Below are 21,422 nucleotides of genomic sequence, written 5' to 3' on the forward strand. Positions count from 1 at the left end.
CCTCAGACGATTTCCTCGACCGCGGCGATCAGGCGGTCGCATTCCTCCGGCGTGCCGATGGTGATGCGCAGGAAATCCGAGATGCGGGGCTTGGCGAAGTGGCGCACCAGCACGGCGCGTTCGCGCAGGCCCTTGGCGAGCGCTTCGCCGCTGTGGGCCGGGTGGCGGGCGAAGACGAAGTTTGCCTGCGACGGCAGGACCTCGAAGCCGCGCTGGCGCAACGCGCCGCTGACGCGTTCGCGCGTTTCGATGACCTTGCCCCGGGTCTCGTCGAACCATGCGCGGTCGTCGACGGCGGCAGCGGCGCCGGCCTGGGCGATGCGGTCGAGCGGGTAGGAGTTGAAACTGTCCTTGACCCGTTCCAGCGCGTCGATCAGCGGGCGCTGGCCGATGGCGTAACCGACGCGCAAGCCGGCGAGCGAGCGGGATTTCGACAGCGTGTGCACGACGAGCAGGTTGTCGTATTTTTTCGTCAGCGGGACCGCGCTTTCGCCGCCGAAGTCGATATAGGCCTCGTCGACCACCACGGGCTGGTCAGGGTGTTCGGCCACCAGCTTCTCGATGGCAGCAAGCGGCAGGCCGATGCCAGTGGGGGCGTTGGGGTTCGGCAGGATGATGGCGCCGCAGGGGCGGTCGTAGTCGGCAAGGTCGATGGTGAAATCGTCCTTCAGCGGGATTTCCACGGCCTCGATGCCGAACAGGCGGCAATAGGTCGGGTAGAAGCTGTAGGTGATATCCGGATAGAGCAGCGGCTTCTCATGCTTGAGCAGCGCTACGAAGGCATGCGCCAGCACCTCGTCCGAGCCGTTGCCGACGAAGACCTGGTCCGCGTCGACATCGTAGAAGCGGGCGATCGACTGGCGCAGCGCCAGCGCGGAGGGGTCCGGATAGAGCTTCAGGCTGTCGGCGACGGCGGCCTGCATGGCGGCGATCGCCTTGGGCGAGGGGCCGTAGGGGTTTTCGTTGGTGTTGAGCTTGGTGAGGTTTTGAATGCGCGGCTGCTCGCCTGCGACATAGGGCTTGAGCGTGGCGACGATCGGCGACCAGAATTTGCTCATGAGGTCAATTCCTGCGATTTGCGATGAAATGGGCGGTTTCGATCAGGATATCGGCCCGATGGCTGAACGGCGCAAGCAGCGCCTCGGCCTCCGTTACAAGCTCGCGCAGACGATTTTCGGCCCAGGCCTGGCCGCGGCGTGACACGAGCGTCGCCTTGCCGCGTTCGGCATCCTTGCCGGTCGCCTTGCCCATCGTCTGCGCATCCGCGGTGAGGTCGAGAAGGTCGTCGGCGATCTGGAAGGCGAGGCCGACCGTCTCGCCATAGCGGCGCAGCGTCAGCCGGTCTCCGTCCGGGGCGCCCGCGATGATCGCGCCGGCCTCGCAGGCAAAACGCAAGAGCGCGCCGGTCTTCATCGCCTGCAGCGTGACGATGCCGTCCTCGTCCGGCGCCACCGTCTCCGCAGCAAGATCGAGCGCCTGGCCGCCGGCCATGCCGCCGATGCCGGCAGCACGCGCCAGCGCCAGCACCAGCGCCGCCTTGGTCGCATCGGGCAGGCGCGTTTCCGGGGCTGCGACGATATCGAAGGCGAGCGTCAGCAGGCTGTCGCCGGCAAGGATGGCGGCGGCCTCGTCGAAGGCGACGTGCACGGTTGGCTGGCCGCGGCGCAGGTCGTCGTCGTCCATGGCGGGCAGGTCGTCATGCACCAGCGAGTAACAGTGAATGCATTCGAGTGCCGCGCCGATGCGCAGCGCCGTCTCGCGTTCGACATTTGCAAAGAGGGCGGCGGTCTCGATGACCAGGAAGGGACGCAGGCGCTTGCCGCCGTTGAGCACGGCGTGGCGCATGGCAGCGAGCAGGCGTTCCGGCCGCGCGATCTCGTCCGTCTGCACGGCGCCGGAGAGCAGCGCCGCCAGCAGCGCCTCCACCGCTTCGGCATTGGTCCTGAGGTGCGACTGGAATTCCTGATAACGTTCGCTCATCGCCGCTCTTTGGCATGGGCTCCCGGTCGACGCAACGGCAATGCCCGGGGTGCTTCAAAGAATCGCGGCGCGCACTGGTTTTTGGCGAGCCGGGACGGTATGAAGGCGCAACGACGGAAGGACGGACGCCGGCTCTTGGACATCGTACCGGAAACACGCGCAGATACGGTCAATACGGAGGCGGAAGCCGGTGAGAGGGACGGTTGGATGAGCCGGCTGCGCCGGAACTGGCGACGTATCGTCCTTGCCGTGCTGGCCTTCATCGCGCTACCCTATGTGCTGATCCTGCTCTACACGATCGAATTCGTCCGCCCGGTCTCGACGCTGATGCTGCGCGATCTGGCGCTCCTTCGCGGCTATGACCGGCAATGGGTGGAGTTCGACGCGATCTCGCCCAATCTCGTGCAGGCGGTGATGATGTCCGAAGACGGGCAGTTCTGCCGCCATGGCGGCGTCGACTGGGGCGAGATGCGCGCTGTCGTCAACGAGGCGCTGGCCGGCGAACAGACGCGGGGCGCCAGCACCATCCCGATGCAGACGGCAAAGAACCTGTTTCTCTGGAACGGCCGCTCGTTCCTGCGCAAGGCGATGGAACTGCCGCTGGCGGTCGCCGCGGACTTCATCTGGAGCAAGCGGCGGCTGATGGAGATCTATCTCAACATCGCAGAATGGGGTCCGGGCATCTACGGCATCGAGGCGGCGGCGCAGCATCATTTCAACGTGCCGGCCGCAAAACTCTCGCGCCGGCAGGCGGCGCTGCTGGCCGTTTCGTTGCCCAACCCTTACGAGCGCAATGCCGGTAAACCGGGCCGCGGCCTGCAACGGCTCGCCCGGTTGATCGAGCGGCGCGCCACCCGCTCCGGCGAATATATCAAGTGCCTTTATGAGTGACTTCAGGCCTTTTCATTGGCGCTTGTCTGCCTGAATGCTTACGGTCCGCCGCACCTGAACGGAGTGCCACAAGACCATGTCCGACCTCGTCCTCTATCTCGGCAACAAGAACTATTCCTCCTGGTCCTTCCGGCCGTGGATCGCCATGGAAGCGGCGGGCATCGCCTTCACGGATCATGTGATCCCCTTCGATTTTCCCGCCGGCAACCCCGAATTCAAGCCGATCTCGCCGACGGGCCGCGTGCCGGTGCTGCACCATGGCGCGGTGCGGGTTTGGGAATCGCTGGCGATCATCGAATATGTCGCCGAGCTTTTTCCCGAGGCCGGACTCTGGCCGAAGGACCGCACGGCGCGAGCCGAGGCGCGGTCGATCTCGATGGAAATGCTCTCCGGTTTTCGCGCGCTGCGCGGTGCCTGCCCGATGAACATCCGCCGCCCGCCGGCGGAAATCGATCTGCCCGAGGGCGTCATGGACGACGTTGCGCGCATCGAGACGATCTGGAAGGGGCTGCTGGCGCGCTCCGGCGGGCCGTTCCTGTTCGGCGATTTTTCCGGGGCGGATGCAATGTATGCGCCGGTGGTCAATCGCTTCGAAATCTATCGCCTGACCACGGACGAAACGGTACGGGCCTACATGGCGCGCATGAAGGCGCACCCGGCCTGGCAGAAGTGGCAGGCGGCGGCCCTGGCCGAACCGTGGATCGTGCCGGAAGACGAAGCCTGAGCGAGAGAATCGAAAAAATCAGGCCGGGGTCTGGTCAAGCAGGGTTTTGCTGTGTATAAGCCGGCCCAATTTCCGAGATAAAGACATGTCCCTGTCGCCCGTCCGGTGGCCTGAGGATGTGTTTGCCCGATAAGTGGAGTTAGTGAAATGGCTGTACCGAAAAGAAAAACGAGCCCGTCCAAGCGCGGTATGCGCCGTTCCGCAGACGCTCTGAAGGGTTCGACCTACGTCGAAGACAAGAACTCGGGCGAACTGCGCCGTCCGCACCACATCGACCTGAAGACCGGCATGTACCGCGGTCGCCAGGTTCTGACGCCGAAGGAAAGCGCATAATCTGCGTTTTCGGCATCAGCTGAGATCAGGGGCCGGCTCGTCCGGCCCTTTTCTTTTCAGGCCATTTGCTCCGTTCCGTCCCGCACGACATTTTCTTGTGCCGAAACTTCGGCTAAGAGGGCCGGAAGGCTTGCTCGTCAGGGAGCGGCCAGAGGAGAGCGTCGCCTATGCTTTTTGCCATCCCGCTGCTGATCATTCCGTTCGCCCTCTATAACGTCGCCATGGCCGGCCTGTTCGGCGGGGGCGGTGTCGCCGTGCTCGACAGCGAGGTGCTGGCGGTCAACATGCTGTCCGGCACGACCTGGACGATGGCCTTCGGCGACCTGCTCATCTTCATCGCGCTGGTGCTGCTCTTCGTGGAAATCCTGAAGGCCACGCGGCCGGGCTCGCGCGCGCTGCTCGATCACATGCTGTCGATGGTGCTGTTCGTAGTTTTCCTCGTCGAGTTCCTGCTGGTGCAGGGCGCGGCGACGCAGATCTTCTTCATCCTGATGACGATCACCTTCATCGATGTCATCGCGGGCTTTGCCGTGTCGATCCGAACGGCCGGCCGCGACGTCTCGATCGGGCTTTGACGCGGCGCGGGGAGACCCCGCGCCAGCCCGTTTCTCTCAGCTTAGATTATCGAGCTTCGTCTGGAGCGCGCGAAGCTGTTCCTTCAGCTCGTCGAGATCCTTCGGCTCGGCCTTGCGGGTCTCTTTCGCCGGCGCGGCATTGGCGAAGGGCGAGAACATCTTCATCGCCTGCTGGAACAGTTCCGTGTTGCGCCGCGTCGTTTCCTCGATCAGCGCCATCGGCACCTGCAGGTTCTTGCCGAGGGGCGTATCGCCGAAGGTCTTGTTGATCTGCTCGCGCATCTGCGACTGCTGGTCGGTGAAGGCCTGCATGGAGTGCTCGAGATAGCTCGGCACCACCATCTGCATCTGGTCGCCGTAATAGGAGATGAGCTGGCGCAGGAACGAGATCGGCAGGAGCGTGTTGCCGGTCTTCGATTCCTGCTCGAAGATGATCTGCGTCAGCACGGAATGGGTGATGTCGTCGCCGGACTTCGCGTCCTGCACGGTGAATTCCTCGCCCTTCTTCACCATGACCGCGAGATCGTCGAGCGTCACATAGGTGCTCGTGCCGGTGTTGTAGAGGCGGCGGTTCGCATATTTCTTGATGACGATCTGACCGTCGTTGCGGGCCATTAGGGTCTCCTCATCCCCGTGTTCCTGTTTCTTTTTTGATCCTGTCGAGTATCCGCAAAAAGTCGCGACCTGACAATCGAATTGTGCGATGCGGCGAGGAATGCTGCGCAACATGGATTTTTATGCTGCGCGTCGCTTTGATGAAATTTTAGCGGCGCCGGATATCCCGTTTGACTCTCCCCTCCCGCTTTGCCAGTTTTGATACCGGGAGAACCGCCGGGCTCGCGTCGTTCGCGCGTTGAGCCCGGTTCCAAGGCCGACCACCGGTCGATAGAACTGAGGACGTACCACCATGAGCACCCCATCCATCGTCATCGCCAGCGCCGCCCGCACCGCGGTCGGATCCTTCAACGGCTCTTTCGCCAATACGCCTGCCCACGAACTCGGGGCGACGGTCGTTTCGGCGGTTCTGGAGCGCGCAGGCGTGGCGGCTGGCGAAGTGAACGAGGTGATCCTCGGCCAGGTGCTGCAGGCCGGCGAAGGCCAGAATCCGGCCCGCCAGGCCGCCATGAAGGCCGGCATTCCGCAGGAAGCGACCGCCTGGACCATGAACCAGCTCTGCGGTTCGGGGCTTCGCGCCGTCGCGCTCGGCATGCAGCAGATCGCGACGGGTGACGCCAGCATCATCGTTGCCGGCGGCATGGAATCCATGTCCATGGCGCCGCATTGCGCGCATCTGCGCGGCGGCGTGAAGATGGGCGATTTCAAGATGATCGACACGATGATCAAGGACGGTCTGACCGACGCCTTCTACGGCTACCACATGGGCATCACCGCCGAAAACGTCGCCAAGCAGTGGCAGCTTTCGCGCGAGGAGCAGGACGTCTTCGCCGTCGGCTCGCAGAACAAGGCCGAGGCCGCCCAGAAGGAAGGCCGCTTCAAGGACGAGATCGTCCCCTTCATCGTCAAGGGCCGCAAGGGCGACGTGTCGGTCGATTCCGACGAATATATCCGCCATGGCGCGACGCTCGATTCGATGGGCAAGCTGCGCCCCGCCTTCGACAAGGAAGGCACCGTGACCGCCGCCAACGCCTCCGGCCTCAATGATGGCGCCGCCGCAGCGCTCCTGATGTCGGAAGCCGAAGCCTCGCGCCGCGGCATCCAGCCGCTCGCCCGCATCGTCTCCTGGGCGACCGCCGGCGTCGATCCGAAGATCATGGGCACCGGCCCCATCCCGGCGTCCCGCAAGGCGCTGGAGCGCGCCGGCTGGAAGATCGGCGACGTCGACCTCGTGGAAGCCAACGAAGCCTTCGCGGCCCAGGCCTGCGCGGTCAACAAGGACCTCGGCTGGGATCCCTCGATCGTCAACGTCAACGGCGGCGCGATCGCCATCGGCCACCCGATCGGCGCGTCCGGCGCCCGCATCCTCAACACGCTGCTGTTCGAGATGAAGCGCCGCGGCGCCTCGAAGGGTCTTGCCACGCTGTGCATCGGCGGCGGCATGGGCGTGGCGATGTGCGTAGAGAGCATGTAAGCATCAGCTTACAATCTGCTTTGCCATGACCCGCCGCCTGCGTGGCAACGGGGCGACGGGTCGACTCGAAAACAAACTAAGGGGAGTGAGCCACATGAGCAGGGTAGCATTGGTAACAGGCGGATCGCGGGGCATCGGTGCCGCCATTTCGGTGGCGCTGAAGGCGGCCGGGTACAAGGTGGCTGCGAGCTATGCCGGCAATGACGACGCCGCCAACGCCTTCAAGGCGGAAACCGGCATCCCGGTCTACAAGTGGGATGTTGCGAGCTACGAGGCCTGCGTCGAGGGCATCGGCAAGGTCGAGGCCGATCTCGGGCCGGTGGACATTCTCGTCAACAATGCCGGCATCACCAAGGACGCGATGTTCCACAAGATGACGCCCGACCAGTGGGGCGCCGTCATCAACACCAACCTCACCGGCCTCTTCAACATGACGCATCCGGTCTGGACCGGCATGCGCGACCGCAGCTTCGGCCGCGTCATCAACATCTCCTCCATCAACGGCCAGAAGGGCCAGATGGGCCAGGCGAACTATTCCGCCGCCAAGGCCGGCGACCTCGGTTTCACCAAGGCCCTCGCCCAGGAGGGTGCCGCCAAGGGCATCACGGTCAACGCCATCTGCCCCGGTTACATCGGCACGGAAATGGTGCGCGCCATTCCGGAAAAGGTGCTGAACGAGCGCATCATCCCGCAGATCCCGGTCGGCCGCCTCGGCGAGCCGGAGGAGATCGCCCGCATCGTCGTCTTCCTCGCCTCGGACGATGCCGGTTTCATCACCGGCTCCACCGTTTCGGCAAACGGCGGCCAGTTCTTCGTCTGAGCCTTTTTCGCGAACAAGGAACACGGCGCCTTCGGGCGCCGTTTTCATATGGTAGGATTGGAAAAAGGAGAGGGCGCCATGAAACAGGAAAAACTGAGCGAAGAGGCGATTTCCGAAGCGCTGGCAGGTCTCGACGGCTGGACCCGCTCGGACGACGGCATCGCCATCGAGAAGAAATACAAGTTCAAGACCTTTCGCGAGGCCTTCGGCTTCATGACCGAAGGGGCGCTGGCCGCGGAAAAATTCAACCACCACCCCGAATGGTTCAACGTCTATAACCGCGTCGAGGTGCGGCTCACCAACCATGATGCGGGAGGGTTGACCGAGCTCGACGTGAAGCTCGCGACCGCGATGGACAAGGCTGCGGGCGAACGCACGAAGAGTTGAAGGCGCGTGAAGGCATTCCCATATGATTCCCGCCGGGCTTTTCCGGCATTGCCACCTGAAGGAGGCCATGCATGGATGATGTGAAGATCGGCGAGATCCTTCTGCCGGGAGACGAGGACGAGCAGGAGCACCAGGAAAGCCGCGTGAAGCGACGGTTCTGGCCGGTCCTGAAGCGCGCGATGCGCCAGGTTCCGTTCTCCCGCGATCTCGTGGCCGCCTACTACTGCGCGCTGGATTCCCGCACGCCGACGCGGGTTCGCGGCATTCTGTTGGCGGCGCTCGCCTATTTCGTGCTGCCGCTTGATGGCGTGCCGGATTTCTTCGCTTTGGTCGGCTTTTCCGATGACATCGCCGTGCTGACGGCCGCCTTTGCGGCGATCCGCGGCCATATCCGCGAGGACCATTATGTGGCCGCCGACAAGGCCATGGCGGACGAGCCGGACGGGCAGCACGCCCGGTAAATCCGGCCGCCTGCCGATCGTCGCTCCACCCGCGGTAGCGCAAGTCAAATTCTTGCCCTATTCCTTGTGCCTTAAATGATTTCGACGGGTTTCTATCTCACCAAAAGGGGACTGGGGACGCCCGCCTTTCTTCTGAAGGCAGCGGCGGGATTTCGACGCAAATTTGTCCCGGTGCGGCGCGGTAACCCTGAGTAAAATGGCCCCTGTTGACGGTTTGGTAACCTGAATTAAGTCAAAATGAATTAAATCGTCATCATGCATGGCCGACACCGGCATCGAAGGCGCCGCCTTCGGTCGGCAAACCACAGGCAAGACAACCGGCAGGAAAACATGTTCGTAAGAAAGCTCGCAACCGCACTCGCCCTCGTTCTCGCGACCGCTGGCGTTGCCTCGGCCCAATCGCCGACGCGCATTCAGCAGTTCAACGCCTGGGGCGCCTATTCCTACCAGGCGAACGGCGGCAAGGTCTGCTACGTGCTCTCCGTGCCGAAGGAAAAGAACCCGGCCGGCGTCGACCACGGCGACGTGTTCTTCCTCGTCTCGCAGCGCCCGGGCCAGAACATCAGCTACGAGCCGCAGGCGATGATGGGCTATCCGCTGCAGGAAAACTCCAAGGTCAACGTCGTCATTGACGGCCGCACCTTCGTGATGTTCACCAAGGGCAACTCGGCCTGGGTGGAAAACGCTGCCGAAGAGCCGGCCCTCGTCAATGCCATGAAGAGCGGCAAGGACATGCAGGTGCAGGCGAAATCGCGCCGCGGCACGGGCACGGCCTATTCCTATTCGCTCTCCGGCATCTCGGCGGCGCTGAAGCAGATCGAAGGCTGCCGCTGAGGCATCCACTCCTGAAACAAAAAGGGCCGGCATCACGCCGGCCCTTTTTGTTTGTGCGGTTGTCAGGCGGCGGCGCGTTTCAGGCCGGGTGCGGCGAGCGCCAGTGCCGCGAGCAGCAGGGCGGCGGCCACGGCGAATGTCACATGCATGCCCGTCTCCACGGCCGGGCCGCCGGCGCCCGCCACGTCCTTCGTGCCGACGGCCAGCGTGAAGACCGTGCCCATCAGCGAGGCGCCGGTGATCAGGCCGAGATTGCGCGACAGGTTGAGCAGGCCCGAGGTGACGCCCCGTTCATCCGCCGCAATGCCCGTCATGACGGCGGCGTTGTTGGCGGCCTGGAACAGTTGGTAGCCGGGCGTCAGCACGATAATCGCCGCGATATAGCCGGGTAGGCCGACGAGCGCGGAAAACACCGGCATGGCCACGGCGCCTGTCGCCATGGTGGCAAGCCCGGCGGCGACCATGGGGGCAGCGCCGAAACGGTCGACGAGGCGCCCGGCCAGAAAGCCGGTCAGCACGGAAACCGCGGGACCGATCGCCAGCACGAAGCCGACTTCTGCCGGGCCGAGGCCGAGCGTGCGGGACAGGTAGAACGGTCCCACGACCAGCGTCACCATGATCACCGTCGCGACGAGCACGTTGGCCGCGAGGCTCGCGGGAAAACCCGGGCGACGAAAGGCGGCCGGCCGGATCAGCGGAAAGGCGGCGCGGCGCTGCCGAAGGACGAAGAGCGCTGCGCCGACGGCCGATATGGCGATGAGGGCGGCGTTCACGCCGCCGAGCCGGCCCTGGCCCGCCGTCATCGCCAGTGCATAGGCCGAGAGGGTCGCGGCCAGCAGGCCGGTGCCGAGGAGATCGAAGCGGCCGACCGTGGCCGCGCCGCGGTCGGCGGGCAGGAAGTGCCTGACCATCAAAAAAGCGACAAGGCCGAAGGGCACGGCGACGAGGAAGATGGCTGGCCAGCCGAAGCCGCTGATCAGCAGCCCGCCCAGCGAGGGGCCAAGCGCCGTGCCGACGGCGGACATGGTGCCGAGCAGGCCCATCACGCTGCCGATACGCTCCTTCGACACGGTTTCACTGACGAAGGCCATGGCGAGCGCCATCATGGCGGCGGCGCCAAGCCCCTGAGCGGCACGGGCAGCAATCAGCAGCGGCAGCGAGGGTGCGAGGCCGCAGAGCGCCGAGGCGGCGGAAAACAGCGCCAGGCCCGCCAGAAGCAGCCGGCGGCGGCCGAGAAGATCGCCGAGACGGCCTATGCTGGCGATCAACACGGTGCTGGCCAGAAGATAGGCGAGCACCACCCACTGGACCTGCTGGAAGGGGGCGGAAAACACATCCGCCAGGGTCGGCAGGGCGACATTGGCGATGCTGGTGCCGAGCGAGGACAAAAGGATGCAGAGCGAGAGGCCAGCGAGCGCACCCGCCCTGCTGCGTTTTGCCGTTGGGATTTGCATGTCGTTCATCGTCTGCTCCTTGCGGTTTCCTGAGAAGCAGATAGGCCTTCGCGAGAGATGGCGGAACGCGCATCATTTGCATTCTATTCGTGCGTTTGACGCCATGTCATCTTTTCGCGGGCGTGGTAGGATCGCGCCATGTCTCGACCCGATCTCAACCTTCTCGTCACGCTCGACGTGCTGCTGGCCGAGGGCAATGTCGCGCGCGCGGCGCAGCGGCTTCGGCTCAGCCCCTCGGCGATGAGCCGCGCGCTGGCGCGCCTGCGGGACGTGACCGGCGATCCGCTGCTCGTGCGCGCCGGGCGCGGCCTCGTGCCGACGCCGCGGGCGCTGGAGCTGCGCGACGCGGTCGGTCGGGTCGTCGCGGAGGCGGAAATGCTGCTGCGACCGGCCAAAATCCTCGACCTCGGGAGCCTTGAGCGCACCTTCACGCTGCGCAACCGCGAGGGTTTCGTCGATACGTTCGGGCCGGCGCTGCTGGCGCGCGTCCTGCGCGAGGCGCCCGGGGTCAAGCTCCGCTTCGTGCCGAAACCCGACAAGGAGAGCACGCCGCTGCGCGACGGCGTGGTGGACATCGAAACGGGCGTGATCGGCGGCACGACGGGACCGGAGGTCCGGGCGCAGGCGCTTCTTCGCGACCGTTTCATCGGCGTCGTGCGGCAGGGGCATCCGCTGCTGGACGGCCCGATGACGCCGGAACGTTTTGCGCAGGGCGACCATATCGTGGTGTCGCGGGGGCGGCGCGAGCGCGGCCCCGTGGACGAGGCCCTGGAGCGCATCGGCCTCAAACGCACCATCGCCGTCACCGTCGCAAGCTTCTCCGAAGCCGTGACGCTGGCGCGAAGCTCCGACCTGATCGCGCAGGTGTCGGACCGCTCGACGACGCGGTTTCGCGAGGGCATGGCAAGCTTCGCCCTGCCGGTCGACGTGCCGGAATTCACCGTCTCCATGCTCTGGCATCCGCGCATGGATGCCGACCCGGCGCACCAATGGCTGCGGGCCTGCCTGCGCGAGGTCTGCGCCGACCGGCAAGGCAGGTGACTTTCTGTCGGAACAATGCTAAAGGGCCGGCAACTGGGCTTCGCGCTGCATCGAGCGGCGCTGAGCGGCCCGCAATGAACTTCTTGTCGAGCATGAACCGTTTGCGGCGCAAAAGCCTGCGCCGGCGTTTCCTGTTCCTGAGGATGAGCCGATGGCAAGCATGGATTTTCTGAACACGGCCGAGCCGGTCAAGGCACCGGTGGTCCGCACCCTTCCGGCCACTGAGACGCCGTCGTTGATCGGCCTTTCGCGCGAGGATATGGGCCGGGCGCTGGCCGAAAAGGGCATTCCTGAGCGTCAGGTGAAGATGCGCGTCAGCCAGCTCTGGCACTGGCTCTATGTGCGCGGCGTTTCCGATTTCGACGATATGGCCAATATCTCCAAGGACATGCGCGAAATGCTGAAGAAGCATTTCACGATCGCCCGTCCGGAGATCGTCGAGGAGCAGGTTTCGGCCGATGGCACGCGCAAGTGGCTCTTACGCTTCCCGCCGCGCGGTGCCGGCCGTCCAGTCGAGATCGAGACCGTCTATATTCCCGAAGAGGGCCGCGGCACGCTGTGCATTTCCAGCCAGGTCGGCTGCACGCTCACCTGCTCCTTCTGTCATACCGGCACGCAGAAGCTGGTGCGCAACCTGACGGCCGAGGAAATCCTCGCGCAGCTGCTGCTTGCCCGCGACCGGCTCGGCGATTTCCCGGACCGCGATACGCCGGCCGGCATGATCGCGCCCGCCGAAGGCCGCAAGGTCTCCAACATCGTCATGATGGGCATGGGCGAGCCGCTCTACAATTTCGAAAGCGTCAAGACGGCCCTGCTGATCGCCACCGACGGCGACGGCCTGTCGCTCTCGCGCCGCCGCGTCACGCTGTCGACCTCCGGCATCGTGCCGGAAATCTATCGCACCGGCTCGGAAATCGGCGTCATGCTGGCGATCTCGCTACATGCGGTGCGCGACGACCTTCGCGACATGCTGGTGCCGATCAACAAGAAGTACCCGCTGAAGGAACTGCTCGACGCCTGCCGCGCCTATCCGAGCCTGTCGAATGCGCGGCGCATCACCTTCGAATATGTGATGCTGAAGGACGTGAACGACTCGCTGGAAGACGCCAAGCTGCTCATCCAGTTGCTCAAGGGCATTCCCGCAAAAATCAACCTGATCCCGTTCAACCCCTGGCCGGGCACCAACTACCAGTGTTCGGACTGGGAGCAGATCGAGCGTTTCGCCGATTTCATCAACCAGGCCGGCTATGCCTCGCCGATCCGCACCCCGCGCGGCCGCGACATCCTCGCCGCCTGCGGCCAGCTGAAATCGGAATCCGAGCGCATGCGCAAGGTCGATCGCATGGCCTTCGAGGCGATGATGATCGTCGGCCATGGCGAGGACGACTGAGGCCGTTTTGCCGCAGCTTCCTATCAGAAATTGTGATCGAAGAAGCGGATTCCGAGAATTGATTTGAAGGCCCGTTTTGCCTAGAAACTGGCCAAAATCATTCTAGGGAGATCCTCCATGCGTCAACTTCTGCTCGCTTTTGCGGCCACGCTCGCGATTTCGCTGCCTGCGAAGGCCGAAGACGTCACGGTTGCCGTGACCGCCATCGTCGAACATCCGGCCCTCGATGCCGCCCGTGACGGTGTCAAGGAAGCGCTGGAAGCCGCCGGCTACAAGGAAGGCGAGAACCTGACCTTCCTCTACGAATCGGCGCAGGGCAACCCCGCGACGGCAGCGCAGATCGCCCGCCAGTTCGCCGGCGAAGAGCCGAGCGTCATCGTGCCGATCTCCACTCCTTCCGCGCAGGCCGTCGTCTCTTCGACGCGCGACATTCCGGTCGTCTTCACGGCCGTGTCCGACCCGCTCGGCGCGCAGCTCGTCAAGGACATGGACAAGCCGGGCGGCAATGTCACGGGCCTTTCCGACATGTCGCCGGTCGCCGAACACCTGGCGCTGATCAAGGAAATCCTGCCCAACGCCAAGACGATCGGCTTCCTCTACAATTCCGGTGAGGCGAACTCCGTGTCGCTGCTCGCCGTCTTGAAGACGGAAGCCGAAAAGGCCGGCCTGACGGTCGTCGAATCCGCCGCCACCAAGTCTGCCGAAGTGCAGGGCGCTGCCCGTGCGCTCGTCGGCCGTGCCGATGCGATCTACATCCCGACGGACAACACGATCATCTCGGCGCTCGAAGGTGCCGTCGCCGTTGCGGAAGAAGCCAAACTCCCGCTTTTCACCGCCGACACGGATTCCGTCTCGCGCGGCGCCATTGCGGCGCTCGGCTTCAACTACAAGGACGTCGGCCGCCAGACGGGCGAGATCGTCGTGCGCATCCTCAAGGGTGAAAACCCGGGCGATATCGCCGTGAAGGTTGCCGCCGGCACCGACCTCGTCGTCAACAAGTCCGCCGCCACCAAGATGGGCGTGACGCTGCCGGAAGCCGTCGTGGGCCGCGCGACCCGCGTCATCGAATAATCCGCCGGTCAGCCGGACAGTCCAAATCGGGTTCAACCGCTGCCGGATCGCCCGGTAGCGGTTGATCTGTTAAAAAAGACCCCTCCCGCGCCAAGGCGCGGAACGGTTGAAAAGAGAGAGCCGAGCCGTGAGCCTGATTGCCTTCTGGGGTGCCGTCGAACTGGGGCTGGTCTATGCCTTCGTGGCGATCGGCGTCTACCTTGCCTTCCGCGTGCTGGATTTTCCGGACCTGACCGTGGACGGGTCCTTTCCGCTCGGTGCGGCCGTCACGGCGGTGCTGATCATCGCGGGCGTCAATCCCTGGCTTTCGGCGGCGGTCGCCATGGTGGCCGGTGCCGGCGCGGGCCTGGTGACGGCAATGCTGAACGTGCGCTTCCGCATCCTCAACCTGCTCGCCTCGATCCTCACGATGATCGCGCTCTTTTCGGTCAACCTGCGCGTCATGGGCAAGCCGAACGTCGCGCTGATCAATGCCGATACGATGATCAGCCCGTTCTTCGGCCTGGGCTTGCGTGATTTTTACGTTCGCCCGCTCTTCGTCGGCATTCTCGTGCTCGTCGCCGTCGTGGTGGTCTGGCGCTTCCTGGAAAGCGATGCCGGCCTGTCGATGCGCGCAACCGGGGCGAATGCCCGCATGGCTCGCGCACAGGGCGTCGATACCAACCGCCAGATCTATCTCGGCATCGCGCTCTCCAATGCGCTGGTGGCGCTCGGCGGCGCGCTCTTTGCCCAGACGAACGGCTTTGCCGACGTCACCTCCGGTGTCGGCACCATCGTCGTCGGCCTTGCCGCGGTCATCATCGGCGAGACGCTGTTTGGCACCCGCGGCCTGCTGATGGCCTTGATCGGCTGCGTGCTCGGCTCGATCCTCTACCGCATCGCCATCCAGCTCGCGCTCTCGTCCGATATACTCGGGCTCCAGGCCTCCGACCTCAATTTCGTGACGGCGCTGCTCGTCACCGTGGCGCTCGTGCTGCCGCGCCTTCGTCGCGGGGGAGCAGCCTGATGATCTCCGTTTCCGACATCAAGGTCACCTTCGGCAAGGGCACGCCGTTGCAGAAGCAGGCGCTGAACGGCGTCAGCCTCACCATTGAAGAAGGTCAGTTCGTCACCGTCATCGGCTCGAACGGCGCCGGCAAATCGACGCTGCTGGGCGTCTTGGCCGGCGACGTCATCGCCACCGAGGGCCAGGTGAAGATCGGCACCGCCGACGTCACCCGCCAGGGCACGGCCGCCCGCGCCGGCCGCGTTGCCCGCGTCTTCCAGGATCCGCTGACGGGAAGCTGCGGCGCCCTTTCCATCGAGGAAAACCTCGCACTCGCCGCCCGCCGTGGCGAACGGCGCGGCCTTTCCTCGGCGCTTGGCCCGCAACGCCGCGCGCATTTTCGCGAGCGCATTGCCGAACTGAATCTCGGCCTCGAAAATCGTATGCGCGACCGCATGGACCTGCTTTCCGGCGGCCAGCGGCAGGCGGTCTCGCTGGTCATGGCGACGCTTGCCGGTTCCGACGTGCTGCTGCTCGACGAGCATACCGCCGCGCTCGATCCGGGCATGGCGGAGTTCATCATGACTCTCACGCAGAAGATCGTTTCCGAGCGCAAGCTGACCACACTCATGGTGACCCATTCGATGCGACAGGCGCTCGATTACGGCCACCGCACCGTCATGTTGCATGGCGGAGAGATCGTGCTCGACGTCTCGGGCGACAGCCGCAAGACGCTGCAGGTCGAAGACCTGATCGCCATGTTCCGCAAGATGCGCGGCCAGACGCTCGACGACGATGCGCTGCTGATCGGCTGACGCCCACAAAGCGCCCGAATCCGGCAGCAGCTTTCTTCTGTCGGATTTGGGGGATGTTCATGCTGTTTCGCCGTACGCTGCTGGCTGGTGGCCTGTCTTCCGGGTTCGTGCTTGCGCTGCCGTCGCTCTTGCGGGCAGAGGCGGGGGCGGCGGATCGGCTCGTTGCGGCGGCGCGAAAACAGGTCGGCGTCACGCTGACCTATGATGCGGCCTATTCCCGGCTCGATTATCCCGGCGGCGACGTGCCGCGGGAGCGGGGCGTGTGCACCGATGTGCTCGTGCGCGCCTATCGCGACGGGCTCGGCATCGACCTACAGGTGCTGGTGCACGAGGACATGCGGCGGGCCTTCTCCGCCTATCCGGCCCTCTGGGGCCTCAAGAAGACCGACCGCAACATCGACCATCGCCGGGTGCCCAACCTCCAAGCGTTCTTCAAGCGCGCGGGTGCCGCACTGGCGGTGAGCGAGAATGGCGCGGATTACCTGCCGGGCGATATCGTCTCGCAGATGCTGCCCGGCAACCTGCCGCATATCGGCATCGTGGCGGACGCGCGTTCGTCCGACGGCGCCCGGCCGCTTGTCGTGCACAATATCGGTGCCGGAGCGCGTCTTGAGGATGTGCTCTTTGCCTACAAGATCACCGGGCGCTACCGCTACGGGGTCTGACCGCCCTCACTTCGCCTGCGTGAGAAAAATCTTCATCGCGAAAACCGAAAAGACGCCGGCGAAGGTGTAGTCGATGCCGCGCAGCACTTTCGGGTTCTGCTGGAGCCAGGTGGAGAGCCGGTCGGCGGCGAAGATGACGAGGATGTTGACCGGGATGCCGACGACGATGAAGAGCAGGCCGAGGAAGATCAGCTTGCCGGTGACATCCGGATCGCCGGCCGAGATGAACTGCGGCAGGAAGGTCATGAAAAAGATGATGACCTTCGGATTGAGCAGGTTCACCCAGAAGCCGCTGGAAATGTTGGAGAACGCGGTGCCGCGGGGGCCGGCGGCCGTCTTGACCGAAAAATTCGAGCCGTAGCGGATCGCCTGGATGGCGAGCCAGAGCAGGTAGGCGGCACCGCCGGTCTTCAGGATCATGAAGGCGGTCGGCGAGGCGGTGATCAGCGCCGAAATGCCGAAGGCGACGAGCAGCGTGTGCACGACGATGCCGAGGCTGGTGCCGACCACCACGAAGAGCGCCGGGCCGCGGCCCTGCGAGAGCGCCCGGCTGATCGAGAGCGTCATGTCCGGGCCAGGCGTGGCGGCGAGCAGCAGGCTCGCGGCCGTGAAGGCGAGAAGCGTCGGGAGGGTGGGCAGGACATCCATGAGGGTGCGTCTCGAAAGCCGGAGGGGATGCGAAATCCCTAGTCCGGCTTCCGGCAAAATACCAATCAAGCTTTGTGATGGGCGTTATTCGCCCTCGACGAAGGCCCGGAACGGTTCTGCATAGTCCTCGTGCCAGCGCGAGAGCGGCGGGCGGTTTTCGATGACGTCGCCGATCGCCCAGGCCATGCGCCGCTCGTCGAGCGCGCGGGGCACGTCGTTGTCGGGGCAGAGAATGTAGAAATCGCCGCGCTCCAGGCTTTCCATCATGAAGTCCACGGTCTGCGCCGCCGTCCATGCAGCATCCGGCTTTTCCGTGCGGTCGCCTCTCGTGAGGCCAGTGAAGACGAAGCCGGGGATCAGCAGGTGCGCTGAAATTTTCGCGCCCTCGGTGTTGCGCAGCTCGTGCTGGAGCGCCTCGGTGAAGACTTTCACGCCGGCCTTGGAGACATTGTAGGCGGGGTTGCCGGGCGGCGTGGTGATGCCCTGCTTGGAGCCGGTATTGATGATGAGGCCCGGCTCGCCATGGGCCAGCATGTTGGGGCCGAAGGTCTGCGTGCCGTGGATCACGCCCATCAGGTTGACGGTGAGGATGTGGTCCCAGTTCGCCTCGGCGCTGAAGATCGACGTGCCCGGCTGGATGCCGGCATTGTTCATCAGCACATGCACGCGGCCGAAGCGCTGGAGAACGGCGCGTTCCAGCGCCTCCAGCTCATGGCGGTGCGCGACGTTCGTCTCCACCGCCATGACATTCGCCTCGCCGGCGATGGCTTCCAGTTCGGCGCGCGCCTCGCCCAGCCGGTCGGCGTCGAGATCGGCGATGGCGACGCACATGCCGGCCTCGGCGAAGCGCCGGGCAGCGGCCAGTCCGATGCCGGAAGCGCCGCCCGTAATGACGGCGACATTGGATTCCTTGATGATGTCTTGGATGTTCGTCATGGGTCACCCCTTCCATGGTTCACTGAGGCGAATATGGGTTGCGATGGCGCGCTGTCAAATTTGGCTTGCGTCACGACGCGTCGGGCGCCACCCTTGCGTCACGCGCCAATCTCGCTAAAAGTGCCGCGACACCGGGCCTTGCGGGTTGCCGCAGTTCCTTTCCATGCAACGGACCTCATCATCATGGCATCATACAAAGACGTGAAGAAAGTCGTGCTCGCCTATTCCGGCGGCCTCGATACCTCGATCATCCTGAAGTGGCTTCAGACCGAACTCAACGCTGAGGTCGTGACGTTTACGGCCGACCTCGGCCAGGGCGAAGAGCTGGAGCCGGCGCGCAAGAAGGCCGAGATGCTCGGCATCAAGGAGATCTTCATCGAGGACGTGCGCGAGGAATTCGTGCGCGATTTCGTCTTCCCGATGTTCCGTGCCAACGCGGTCTATGAAGGCGTCTACCTGCTCGGCACCTCGATCGCCCGTCCGCTGATCTCCAAGCACCTGATCGAGATCGCCGCCAAGACCGGCGCCGACGCCATCGCGCATGGCGCGACCGGCAAGGGCAACGACCAGGTCCGCTTCGAGCTTTCGGCCTATGCGCTGAACCCGGATATCAAGATCATCGCGCCGTGGCGCGACTGGTCGTTCAAGAGCCGCACGCACCTGCTAGAATTCGCCGAGCAGCACCAGATCCCGGTCGCCAAGGACAAGAAGGGCGAAGCGCCGTTCTCGGTCGATGCGAACCTGCTGCACTCCTCCTCCGAGGGCAAGGTGCTGGAAGACCCGGCTGTCGAGGCACCGGAATATGTGCATATGCGCACGATTTCGCCGGAAGCGGCTCCCGACAAGGCGACCACCATCAAGGTCGGCTTCGAGCGCGGCGATGCGGTCTCGATCAACGGCGTGCGCATGTCGCCGGCCACCCTGCTGGCGACGCTCAACAACTACGGCCGCGACAATGGTATCGGCCGTCTCGACCTCGTGGAAAACCGCTTCGTCGGCATGAAGTCGCGCGGCGTCTACGAGACGCCCGGCGGCACGATCCTGCTGGCCGCGCACCGCGCGATCGAAAGCATCACGCTCGACCGGGGTGCGGCACACCTCAAGGACGACCTGATGCCGCGGTATGCGGAGCTCATCTATTACGGCTTCTGGTTCTCGCCGGAGCGCGAAATGCTGCAGGCGCTGATCGACCGGAGCCAGGAGCATGTCGAGGGTGAAGTGACGCTGAAGCTCTACAAGGGCAATGTCATGGTCACCGGCCGTGAATCGGATAAGTCGCTCTATTCCGACAAGCTCGTCACCTTCGAGGACGACCAGGGCGCCTACGACCAGAAGGACGCCGCCGGCTTCATCAAGCTGAACGCGCTGCGCCTGCGCACCCTCGCAGCCCGCAACCGCCGCGGCTGATCGGACGACGTATCAAAAAGGCCCGCTGCCGGGGACGGCAGCGGGCCTTTTGTTATTCGGCCGGCTCTGTCGCGAGTTGGCCGTCGCGCAGGCAGACCGTGCGGTACCAGGCGTAGGCGAGCAGCGCCATGAGGCCCATGACCGGGATGATGGTGCCGAAGGCGAAGAGGGGGAGGCCGATGACGGCGGCGACGAGGCCGGCGATGAAGCCGGCGCCCATCTGGATGAAGCCCATGGCGGCCGAGGCGGAGCCTGCGATGTGCGGGAAGGGCTCCATCGCGGCGGTCATCATGTAGGGCATGACGAAGGCGATGCCGAAGGCGTAGATGCCGACAGGCCCCATGACGCTGAGGAAGCTCGGCACCATCAGGTGCGAGGTGCCGGCGATCAGGATGCTGGCAATGCCGATGAAGCAGAGGCCGGGGAACACGAGGCGGGCCGGCGCCGTGCTGCGCATGAGAAGGCGCACGCAGATCGTGCCGGCGAAGAAGAAGCCCGACTGCATGAGCATGCCGACGCCGAACTGGGTGGGCGTCAGGCCGACCTTGCCGATCAGCACGAAGGGCAGCATGGTCGCCTGGCCGTAAAGCGCGCCGACGGCGCCCGCCATGACGAGCGTGGCGGAGACGAAGCGGCTGCTCGTCGCAAGCTCGCGATAGCCGCGCAGGATGGGGCCGATATGGCCTTTGGCCCGGTCCGGCACGGTGGTTTCGGCCATGAAGCCATAGACCGCGCCGCAGGCGATCAGCGCGAAGCCGACCATCAGGAAGAAGATCGACTGCCAGCCGAACAGGCCGAGCGCGAAGCCGCCGAGCGTCGGCGAGACGGCGGGGCCGATGGCGAGCATCATGCCGACCATGTTCATGATGCGGGCGGCCTCGGTGCCGGTGAACTGGTCGCGCACGATGGCGCGCGCGACGGTCATGCCGACGGAGGCGCCGATGCCCTGGATAAGGCGACCGGCCAGCAGCACGTCGACGCTGGGCGCGAAGGCGGCCATCAGGCTGCCGGCGAGGTAGATGACCATGAAGATCAGCGTCGTCTTGCGCCGGCCGAGCACGTCCGACATGGTGCCGGAGACGAGCTGCGACAGGGCGAAGCCGGCGAAATACACCGAGAGCGTCAGCTTGATTGCGGATTCCGTCGAGGCGAAGGCGTGCACCAGCTCCGGCATGGCCGGCGTGTAGAGCGCCATGGAGACGGGACCGAGGGCCACGAGGAAGGCGGCGATGATGCTCGTGCGCCGTTCGCTCATGCGTGGCGCAGTCACAGGATCGGTTCCTTGACGAGCGCCAGTGCCGAACTGTCTTCCTCCAGCGCCACCAGATTGGCCCGCAGCCGCTTCAACTGGCCGCGCATGATGTCGAGCTCCGCCTCGCCTATGCCGCTCGTCACATGCTGCATCAGCTCGATCTGCTCGATGCGGATATTGGCGATGGGCTCGTCGGCGGCTGGCGTGGTGAAGATCAGCTTGGCGCGGCGGTCGGCCGGGTCCGGGCGGCGTTCGATGAAGCCGAGGCTCTGCAACCGGTCGAGATAGGTGGAGAGCGTCATCGGCTCGATGCCCATGCGCTGGGCGATGTCGAGCTGGCGGCTACCTTCCAGCGTCGCGATGCGCACCAGGGTGCGCGCCTCTCCGGGCGTGAGGCCGAGGCCGGCGGTGGCGATGCGGCGCTCGAAGGCACTGCGCAACATACGGGCAACGTCGATAAGGACGAAACCGAGGGCGTCGGGATCGGGACGAGGGGACATGATCGCTTTCTGGCTATTGTAAGTTTAACTTACTATGCATTGCCGTGGCGGACAACAGCCCAGCCCCGGCCGCAATGCATGGCTGCCTTGCGAAATGACAAATTCCTGGGCAGCCGATCTTGACGAAAGCCGCGGCGCAGACTGAAGTGCCTGGAGATTCAAGG

Annotated in this window: 24 protein-coding genes; 16 read left to right on the forward strand and 8 right to left on the reverse strand. The window is 64.8% G+C overall.

Features of this window, described 5'->3' with window-relative positions; translation table 11 throughout:
• Window positions 1-2: 2 nt before the first annotated feature.
• Complete coding sequence (hisC, locus tag AC1Q6Z_RS17980) at window positions 3-1,058, reverse strand: histidinol-phosphate transaminase (RefSeq protein ID WP_492648757.1); 1,056 nt, start codon at window positions 1,056-1,058, stop codon at window positions 3-5.
• Window positions 1,059-1,062: 4 nt separating this feature from the next.
• Window positions 1,063-1,980, reverse strand: a complete 918-nt coding sequence (locus AC1Q6Z_RS17985) for a polyprenyl synthetase family protein (protein WP_492648758.1) — start codon at window positions 1,978-1,980, stop codon at window positions 1,063-1,065.
• A 135-nt stretch (window positions 1,981-2,115) separates the two neighbouring features.
• Between AC1Q6Z_RS17985 and mtgA the strand changes: the two genes are divergently transcribed.
• From mtgA to AC1Q6Z_RS18005, 4 genes are all read left to right on the forward strand, one after another.
• A complete protein-coding gene (gene mtgA / locus AC1Q6Z_RS17990) occupies window positions 2,116-2,871 on the forward strand; it encodes a monofunctional biosynthetic peptidoglycan transglycosylase (RefSeq protein ID WP_439626551.1) in 756 nt (251 codons plus the stop codon).
• A 76-nt stretch (window positions 2,872-2,947) separates the two neighbouring features.
• On the forward strand, window positions 2,948-3,595 hold the full coding sequence (locus AC1Q6Z_RS17995) for a glutathione S-transferase family protein (protein WP_492648759.1): 648 nt from the start codon (window positions 2,948-2,950) through the stop codon (window positions 3,593-3,595).
• A 147-nt stretch (window positions 3,596-3,742) separates the two neighbouring features.
• A complete protein-coding gene (gene rpmF, locus AC1Q6Z_RS18000) occupies window positions 3,743-3,928 on the forward strand; it encodes a 50S ribosomal protein L32 (RefSeq protein ID WP_024271259.1) in 186 nt (61 codons plus the stop codon).
• A gap of 167 nt (window positions 3,929-4,095) precedes the next feature.
• On the forward strand, window positions 4,096-4,503 hold the full coding sequence (locus AC1Q6Z_RS18005) for a hypothetical protein (RefSeq protein WP_435268305.1): 408 nt from the start codon (window positions 4,096-4,098) through the stop codon (window positions 4,501-4,503).
• Window positions 4,504-4,539: 36 nt separating this feature from the next.
• Here AC1Q6Z_RS18005 and phaR read toward each other — a convergent pair whose 3' ends face one another.
• Complete coding sequence (gene phaR / locus AC1Q6Z_RS18010) at window positions 4,540-5,118, reverse strand: polyhydroxyalkanoate synthesis repressor PhaR (RefSeq protein ID WP_256119477.1); 579 nt, start codon at window positions 5,116-5,118, stop codon at window positions 4,540-4,542.
• Window positions 5,119-5,410: 292 nt separating this feature from the next.
• Between phaR and AC1Q6Z_RS18015 the strand changes: the two genes are divergently transcribed.
• The 5 genes from AC1Q6Z_RS18015 (at window position 5,411) to AC1Q6Z_RS18035 (ending at window position 9,094) form a co-directional block, all read left to right on the forward strand.
• Window positions 5,411-6,592 carry an acetyl-CoA C-acetyltransferase gene (locus tag AC1Q6Z_RS18015; protein WP_256119476.1) on the forward strand — a complete coding sequence of 394 codons (1,182 nt, stop codon included), beginning with the start codon at window positions 5,411-5,413 and terminating at the stop codon, window positions 6,590-6,592.
• A gap of 94 nt (window positions 6,593-6,686) precedes the next feature.
• Window positions 6,687-7,412 carry a beta-ketoacyl-ACP reductase gene (locus tag AC1Q6Z_RS18020; protein WP_256119475.1) on the forward strand — a complete coding sequence of 242 codons (726 nt, stop codon included), beginning with the start codon at window positions 6,687-6,689 and terminating at the stop codon, window positions 7,410-7,412.
• Window positions 7,413-7,490: 78 nt separating this feature from the next.
• On the forward strand, window positions 7,491-7,799 hold the full coding sequence (locus AC1Q6Z_RS18025) for a 4a-hydroxytetrahydrobiopterin dehydratase (protein ID WP_492648760.1): 309 nt from the start codon (window positions 7,491-7,493) through the stop codon (window positions 7,797-7,799).
• Window positions 7,800-7,870: 71 nt separating this feature from the next.
• Window positions 7,871-8,260: a YkvA family protein gene (locus tag AC1Q6Z_RS18030; RefSeq protein WP_492648761.1), complete on the forward strand. Its 390-nt coding sequence runs from the start codon at window positions 7,871-7,873 to the stop codon at window positions 8,258-8,260.
• A gap of 330 nt (window positions 8,261-8,590) precedes the next feature.
• Window positions 8,591-9,094, forward strand: a complete 504-nt coding sequence (locus tag AC1Q6Z_RS18035; protein WP_256119472.1) for an invasion associated locus B family protein — start codon at window positions 8,591-8,593, stop codon at window positions 9,092-9,094.
• A gap of 62 nt (window positions 9,095-9,156) precedes the next feature.
• Here AC1Q6Z_RS18035 and AC1Q6Z_RS18040 read toward each other — a convergent pair whose 3' ends face one another.
• Window positions 9,157-10,557: an MFS transporter gene (locus AC1Q6Z_RS18040; RefSeq protein WP_492648762.1), complete on the reverse strand. Its 1,401-nt coding sequence runs from the start codon at window positions 10,555-10,557 to the stop codon at window positions 9,157-9,159.
• Window positions 10,558-10,686: 129 nt separating this feature from the next.
• Between AC1Q6Z_RS18040 and AC1Q6Z_RS18045 the strand changes: the two genes are divergently transcribed.
• From AC1Q6Z_RS18045 to AC1Q6Z_RS18070, 6 genes are all read left to right on the forward strand, one after another.
• Entirely contained in the window at window positions 10,687-11,589 is a 903-nt protein-coding gene (locus AC1Q6Z_RS18045) for a LysR family transcriptional regulator (RefSeq protein WP_492648763.1), read from the forward strand.
• Between the two features lie 151 nt (window positions 11,590-11,740).
• Window positions 11,741-12,979, forward strand: coding sequence for a dual-specificity RNA methyltransferase RlmN (rlmN, locus tag AC1Q6Z_RS18050; protein ID WP_492648764.1), 1,239 nt, complete (start codon window positions 11,741-11,743; stop codon window positions 12,977-12,979).
• A 117-nt stretch (window positions 12,980-13,096) separates the two neighbouring features.
• Window positions 13,097-14,050, forward strand: a complete 954-nt coding sequence (locus tag AC1Q6Z_RS18055) for an ABC transporter substrate-binding protein (protein ID WP_439626564.1) — start codon at window positions 13,097-13,099, stop codon at window positions 14,048-14,050.
• Between the two features lie 127 nt (window positions 14,051-14,177).
• On the forward strand, window positions 14,178-15,056 hold the full coding sequence (locus AC1Q6Z_RS18060; protein WP_435268298.1) for an ABC transporter permease: 879 nt from the start codon (window positions 14,178-14,180) through the stop codon (window positions 15,054-15,056).
• Window positions 15,056-15,850, forward strand: a complete 795-nt coding sequence (locus AC1Q6Z_RS18065; RefSeq protein WP_319324755.1) for an ABC transporter ATP-binding protein — start codon at window positions 15,056-15,058, stop codon at window positions 15,848-15,850. The genes AC1Q6Z_RS18060 and AC1Q6Z_RS18065 overlap by 1 nt, the downstream gene beginning before the upstream one ends.
• Window positions 15,851-15,909: 59 nt before the next feature.
• On the forward strand, window positions 15,910-16,515 hold the full coding sequence (locus AC1Q6Z_RS18070; RefSeq protein WP_492648765.1) for a DUF1287 domain-containing protein: 606 nt from the start codon (window positions 15,910-15,912) through the stop codon (window positions 16,513-16,515).
• Between the two features lie 6 nt (window positions 16,516-16,521).
• Here the strand turns inward: AC1Q6Z_RS18070 and AC1Q6Z_RS18075 are convergent, their stop codons facing one another.
• Window positions 16,522-17,163, reverse strand: a complete 642-nt coding sequence (locus tag AC1Q6Z_RS18075; protein ID WP_492648766.1) for a LysE family translocator — start codon at window positions 17,161-17,163, stop codon at window positions 16,522-16,524.
• Window positions 17,164-17,247: 84 nt separating this feature from the next.
• On the reverse strand, window positions 17,248-18,099 hold the full coding sequence (locus tag AC1Q6Z_RS18080) for an SDR family NAD(P)-dependent oxidoreductase (protein ID WP_492648767.1): 852 nt from the start codon (window positions 18,097-18,099) through the stop codon (window positions 17,248-17,250).
• A 183-nt stretch (window positions 18,100-18,282) separates the two neighbouring features.
• Between AC1Q6Z_RS18080 and AC1Q6Z_RS18085 the strand changes: the two genes are divergently transcribed.
• Window positions 18,283-19,506, forward strand: coding sequence for an argininosuccinate synthase (locus tag AC1Q6Z_RS18085; RefSeq protein WP_492648768.1), 1,224 nt, complete (start codon window positions 18,283-18,285; stop codon window positions 19,504-19,506).
• A 52-nt stretch (window positions 19,507-19,558) separates the two neighbouring features.
• On the opposite strand, the gene AC1Q6Z_RS18090 is transcribed toward AC1Q6Z_RS18085, so the two are convergent.
• Window positions 19,559-20,761 (reverse strand): multidrug effflux MFS transporter, encoded by a 1,203-nt coding sequence (locus AC1Q6Z_RS18090; RefSeq protein WP_492648824.1) that lies wholly within the window; start codon window positions 20,759-20,761, stop codon window positions 19,559-19,561.
• An 11-nt stretch (window positions 20,762-20,772) separates the two neighbouring features.
• A complete protein-coding gene (locus AC1Q6Z_RS18095) occupies window positions 20,773-21,258 on the reverse strand; it encodes a MarR family winged helix-turn-helix transcriptional regulator (RefSeq protein ID WP_439626575.1) in 486 nt (161 codons plus the stop codon).
• Window positions 21,259-21,422 lie beyond the last annotated feature (164 nt).

The sequence above is a fragment of the Shinella sp. GW835-FHT14H05 genome (assembly GCF_058793575.1).

Coding starts and splice junctions, on each gene's coding strand:
- hisC (WP_492648757.1), bottom strand. CDS start 1,058: ATGAGCAAATTCTGGTCGCCGATCGTCGCCACGCTCAAGCCCTATGTC.
- AC1Q6Z_RS17985 (WP_492648758.1), bottom strand. CDS start 1,980: ATGAGCGAACGTTATCAGGAATTCCAGTCGCACCTCAGGACCAATGCC.
- AC1Q6Z_RS17995 (WP_492648759.1), top strand. CDS start 2,948: ATGTCCGACCTCGTCCTCTATCTCGGCAACAAGAACTATTCCTCCTGG.
- rpmF (WP_024271259.1), top strand. CDS start 3,743: ATGGCTGTACCGAAAAGAAAAACGAGCCCGTCCAAGCGCGGTATGCGC.
- AC1Q6Z_RS18005 (WP_435268305.1), top strand. CDS start 4,096: ATGCTTTTTGCCATCCCGCTGCTGATCATTCCGTTCGCCCTCTATAAC.
- phaR (WP_256119477.1), bottom strand. CDS start 5,118: ATGGCCCGCAACGACGGTCAGATCGTCATCAAGAAATATGCGAACCGC.
- AC1Q6Z_RS18015 (WP_256119476.1), top strand. CDS start 5,411: ATGAGCACCCCATCCATCGTCATCGCCAGCGCCGCCCGCACCGCGGTC.
- AC1Q6Z_RS18020 (WP_256119475.1), top strand. CDS start 6,687: ATGAGCAGGGTAGCATTGGTAACAGGCGGATCGCGGGGCATCGGTGCC.
- AC1Q6Z_RS18025 (WP_492648760.1), top strand. CDS start 7,491: ATGAAACAGGAAAAACTGAGCGAAGAGGCGATTTCCGAAGCGCTGGCA.
- AC1Q6Z_RS18030 (WP_492648761.1), top strand. CDS start 7,871: ATGGATGATGTGAAGATCGGCGAGATCCTTCTGCCGGGAGACGAGGAC.
- AC1Q6Z_RS18035 (WP_256119472.1), top strand. CDS start 8,591: ATGTTCGTAAGAAAGCTCGCAACCGCACTCGCCCTCGTTCTCGCGACC.
- AC1Q6Z_RS18040 (WP_492648762.1), bottom strand. CDS start 10,557: ATGAACGACATGCAAATCCCAACGGCAAAACGCAGCAGGGCGGGTGCG.
- AC1Q6Z_RS18045 (WP_492648763.1), top strand. CDS start 10,687: ATGTCTCGACCCGATCTCAACCTTCTCGTCACGCTCGACGTGCTGCTG.
- rlmN (WP_492648764.1), top strand. CDS start 11,741: ATGGCAAGCATGGATTTTCTGAACACGGCCGAGCCGGTCAAGGCACCG.
- AC1Q6Z_RS18055 (WP_439626564.1), top strand. CDS start 13,097: ATGCGTCAACTTCTGCTCGCTTTTGCGGCCACGCTCGCGATTTCGCTG.
- AC1Q6Z_RS18065 (WP_319324755.1), top strand. CDS start 15,056: ATGATCTCCGTTTCCGACATCAAGGTCACCTTCGGCAAGGGCACGCCG.
- AC1Q6Z_RS18070 (WP_492648765.1), top strand. CDS start 15,910: ATGCTGTTTCGCCGTACGCTGCTGGCTGGTGGCCTGTCTTCCGGGTTC.
- AC1Q6Z_RS18075 (WP_492648766.1), bottom strand. CDS start 17,163: ATGGATGTCCTGCCCACCCTCCCGACGCTTCTCGCCTTCACGGCCGCG.
- AC1Q6Z_RS18080 (WP_492648767.1), bottom strand. CDS start 18,099: ATGACGAACATCCAAGACATCATCAAGGAATCCAATGTCGCCGTCATT.
- AC1Q6Z_RS18085 (WP_492648768.1), top strand. CDS start 18,283: ATGGCATCATACAAAGACGTGAAGAAAGTCGTGCTCGCCTATTCCGGC.
- AC1Q6Z_RS18090 (WP_492648824.1), bottom strand. CDS start 20,761: ATGAGCGAACGGCGCACGAGCATCATCGCCGCCTTCCTCGTGGCCCTC.
- AC1Q6Z_RS18095 (WP_439626575.1), bottom strand. CDS start 21,258: ATGTCCCCTCGTCCCGATCCCGACGCCCTCGGTTTCGTCCTTATCGAC.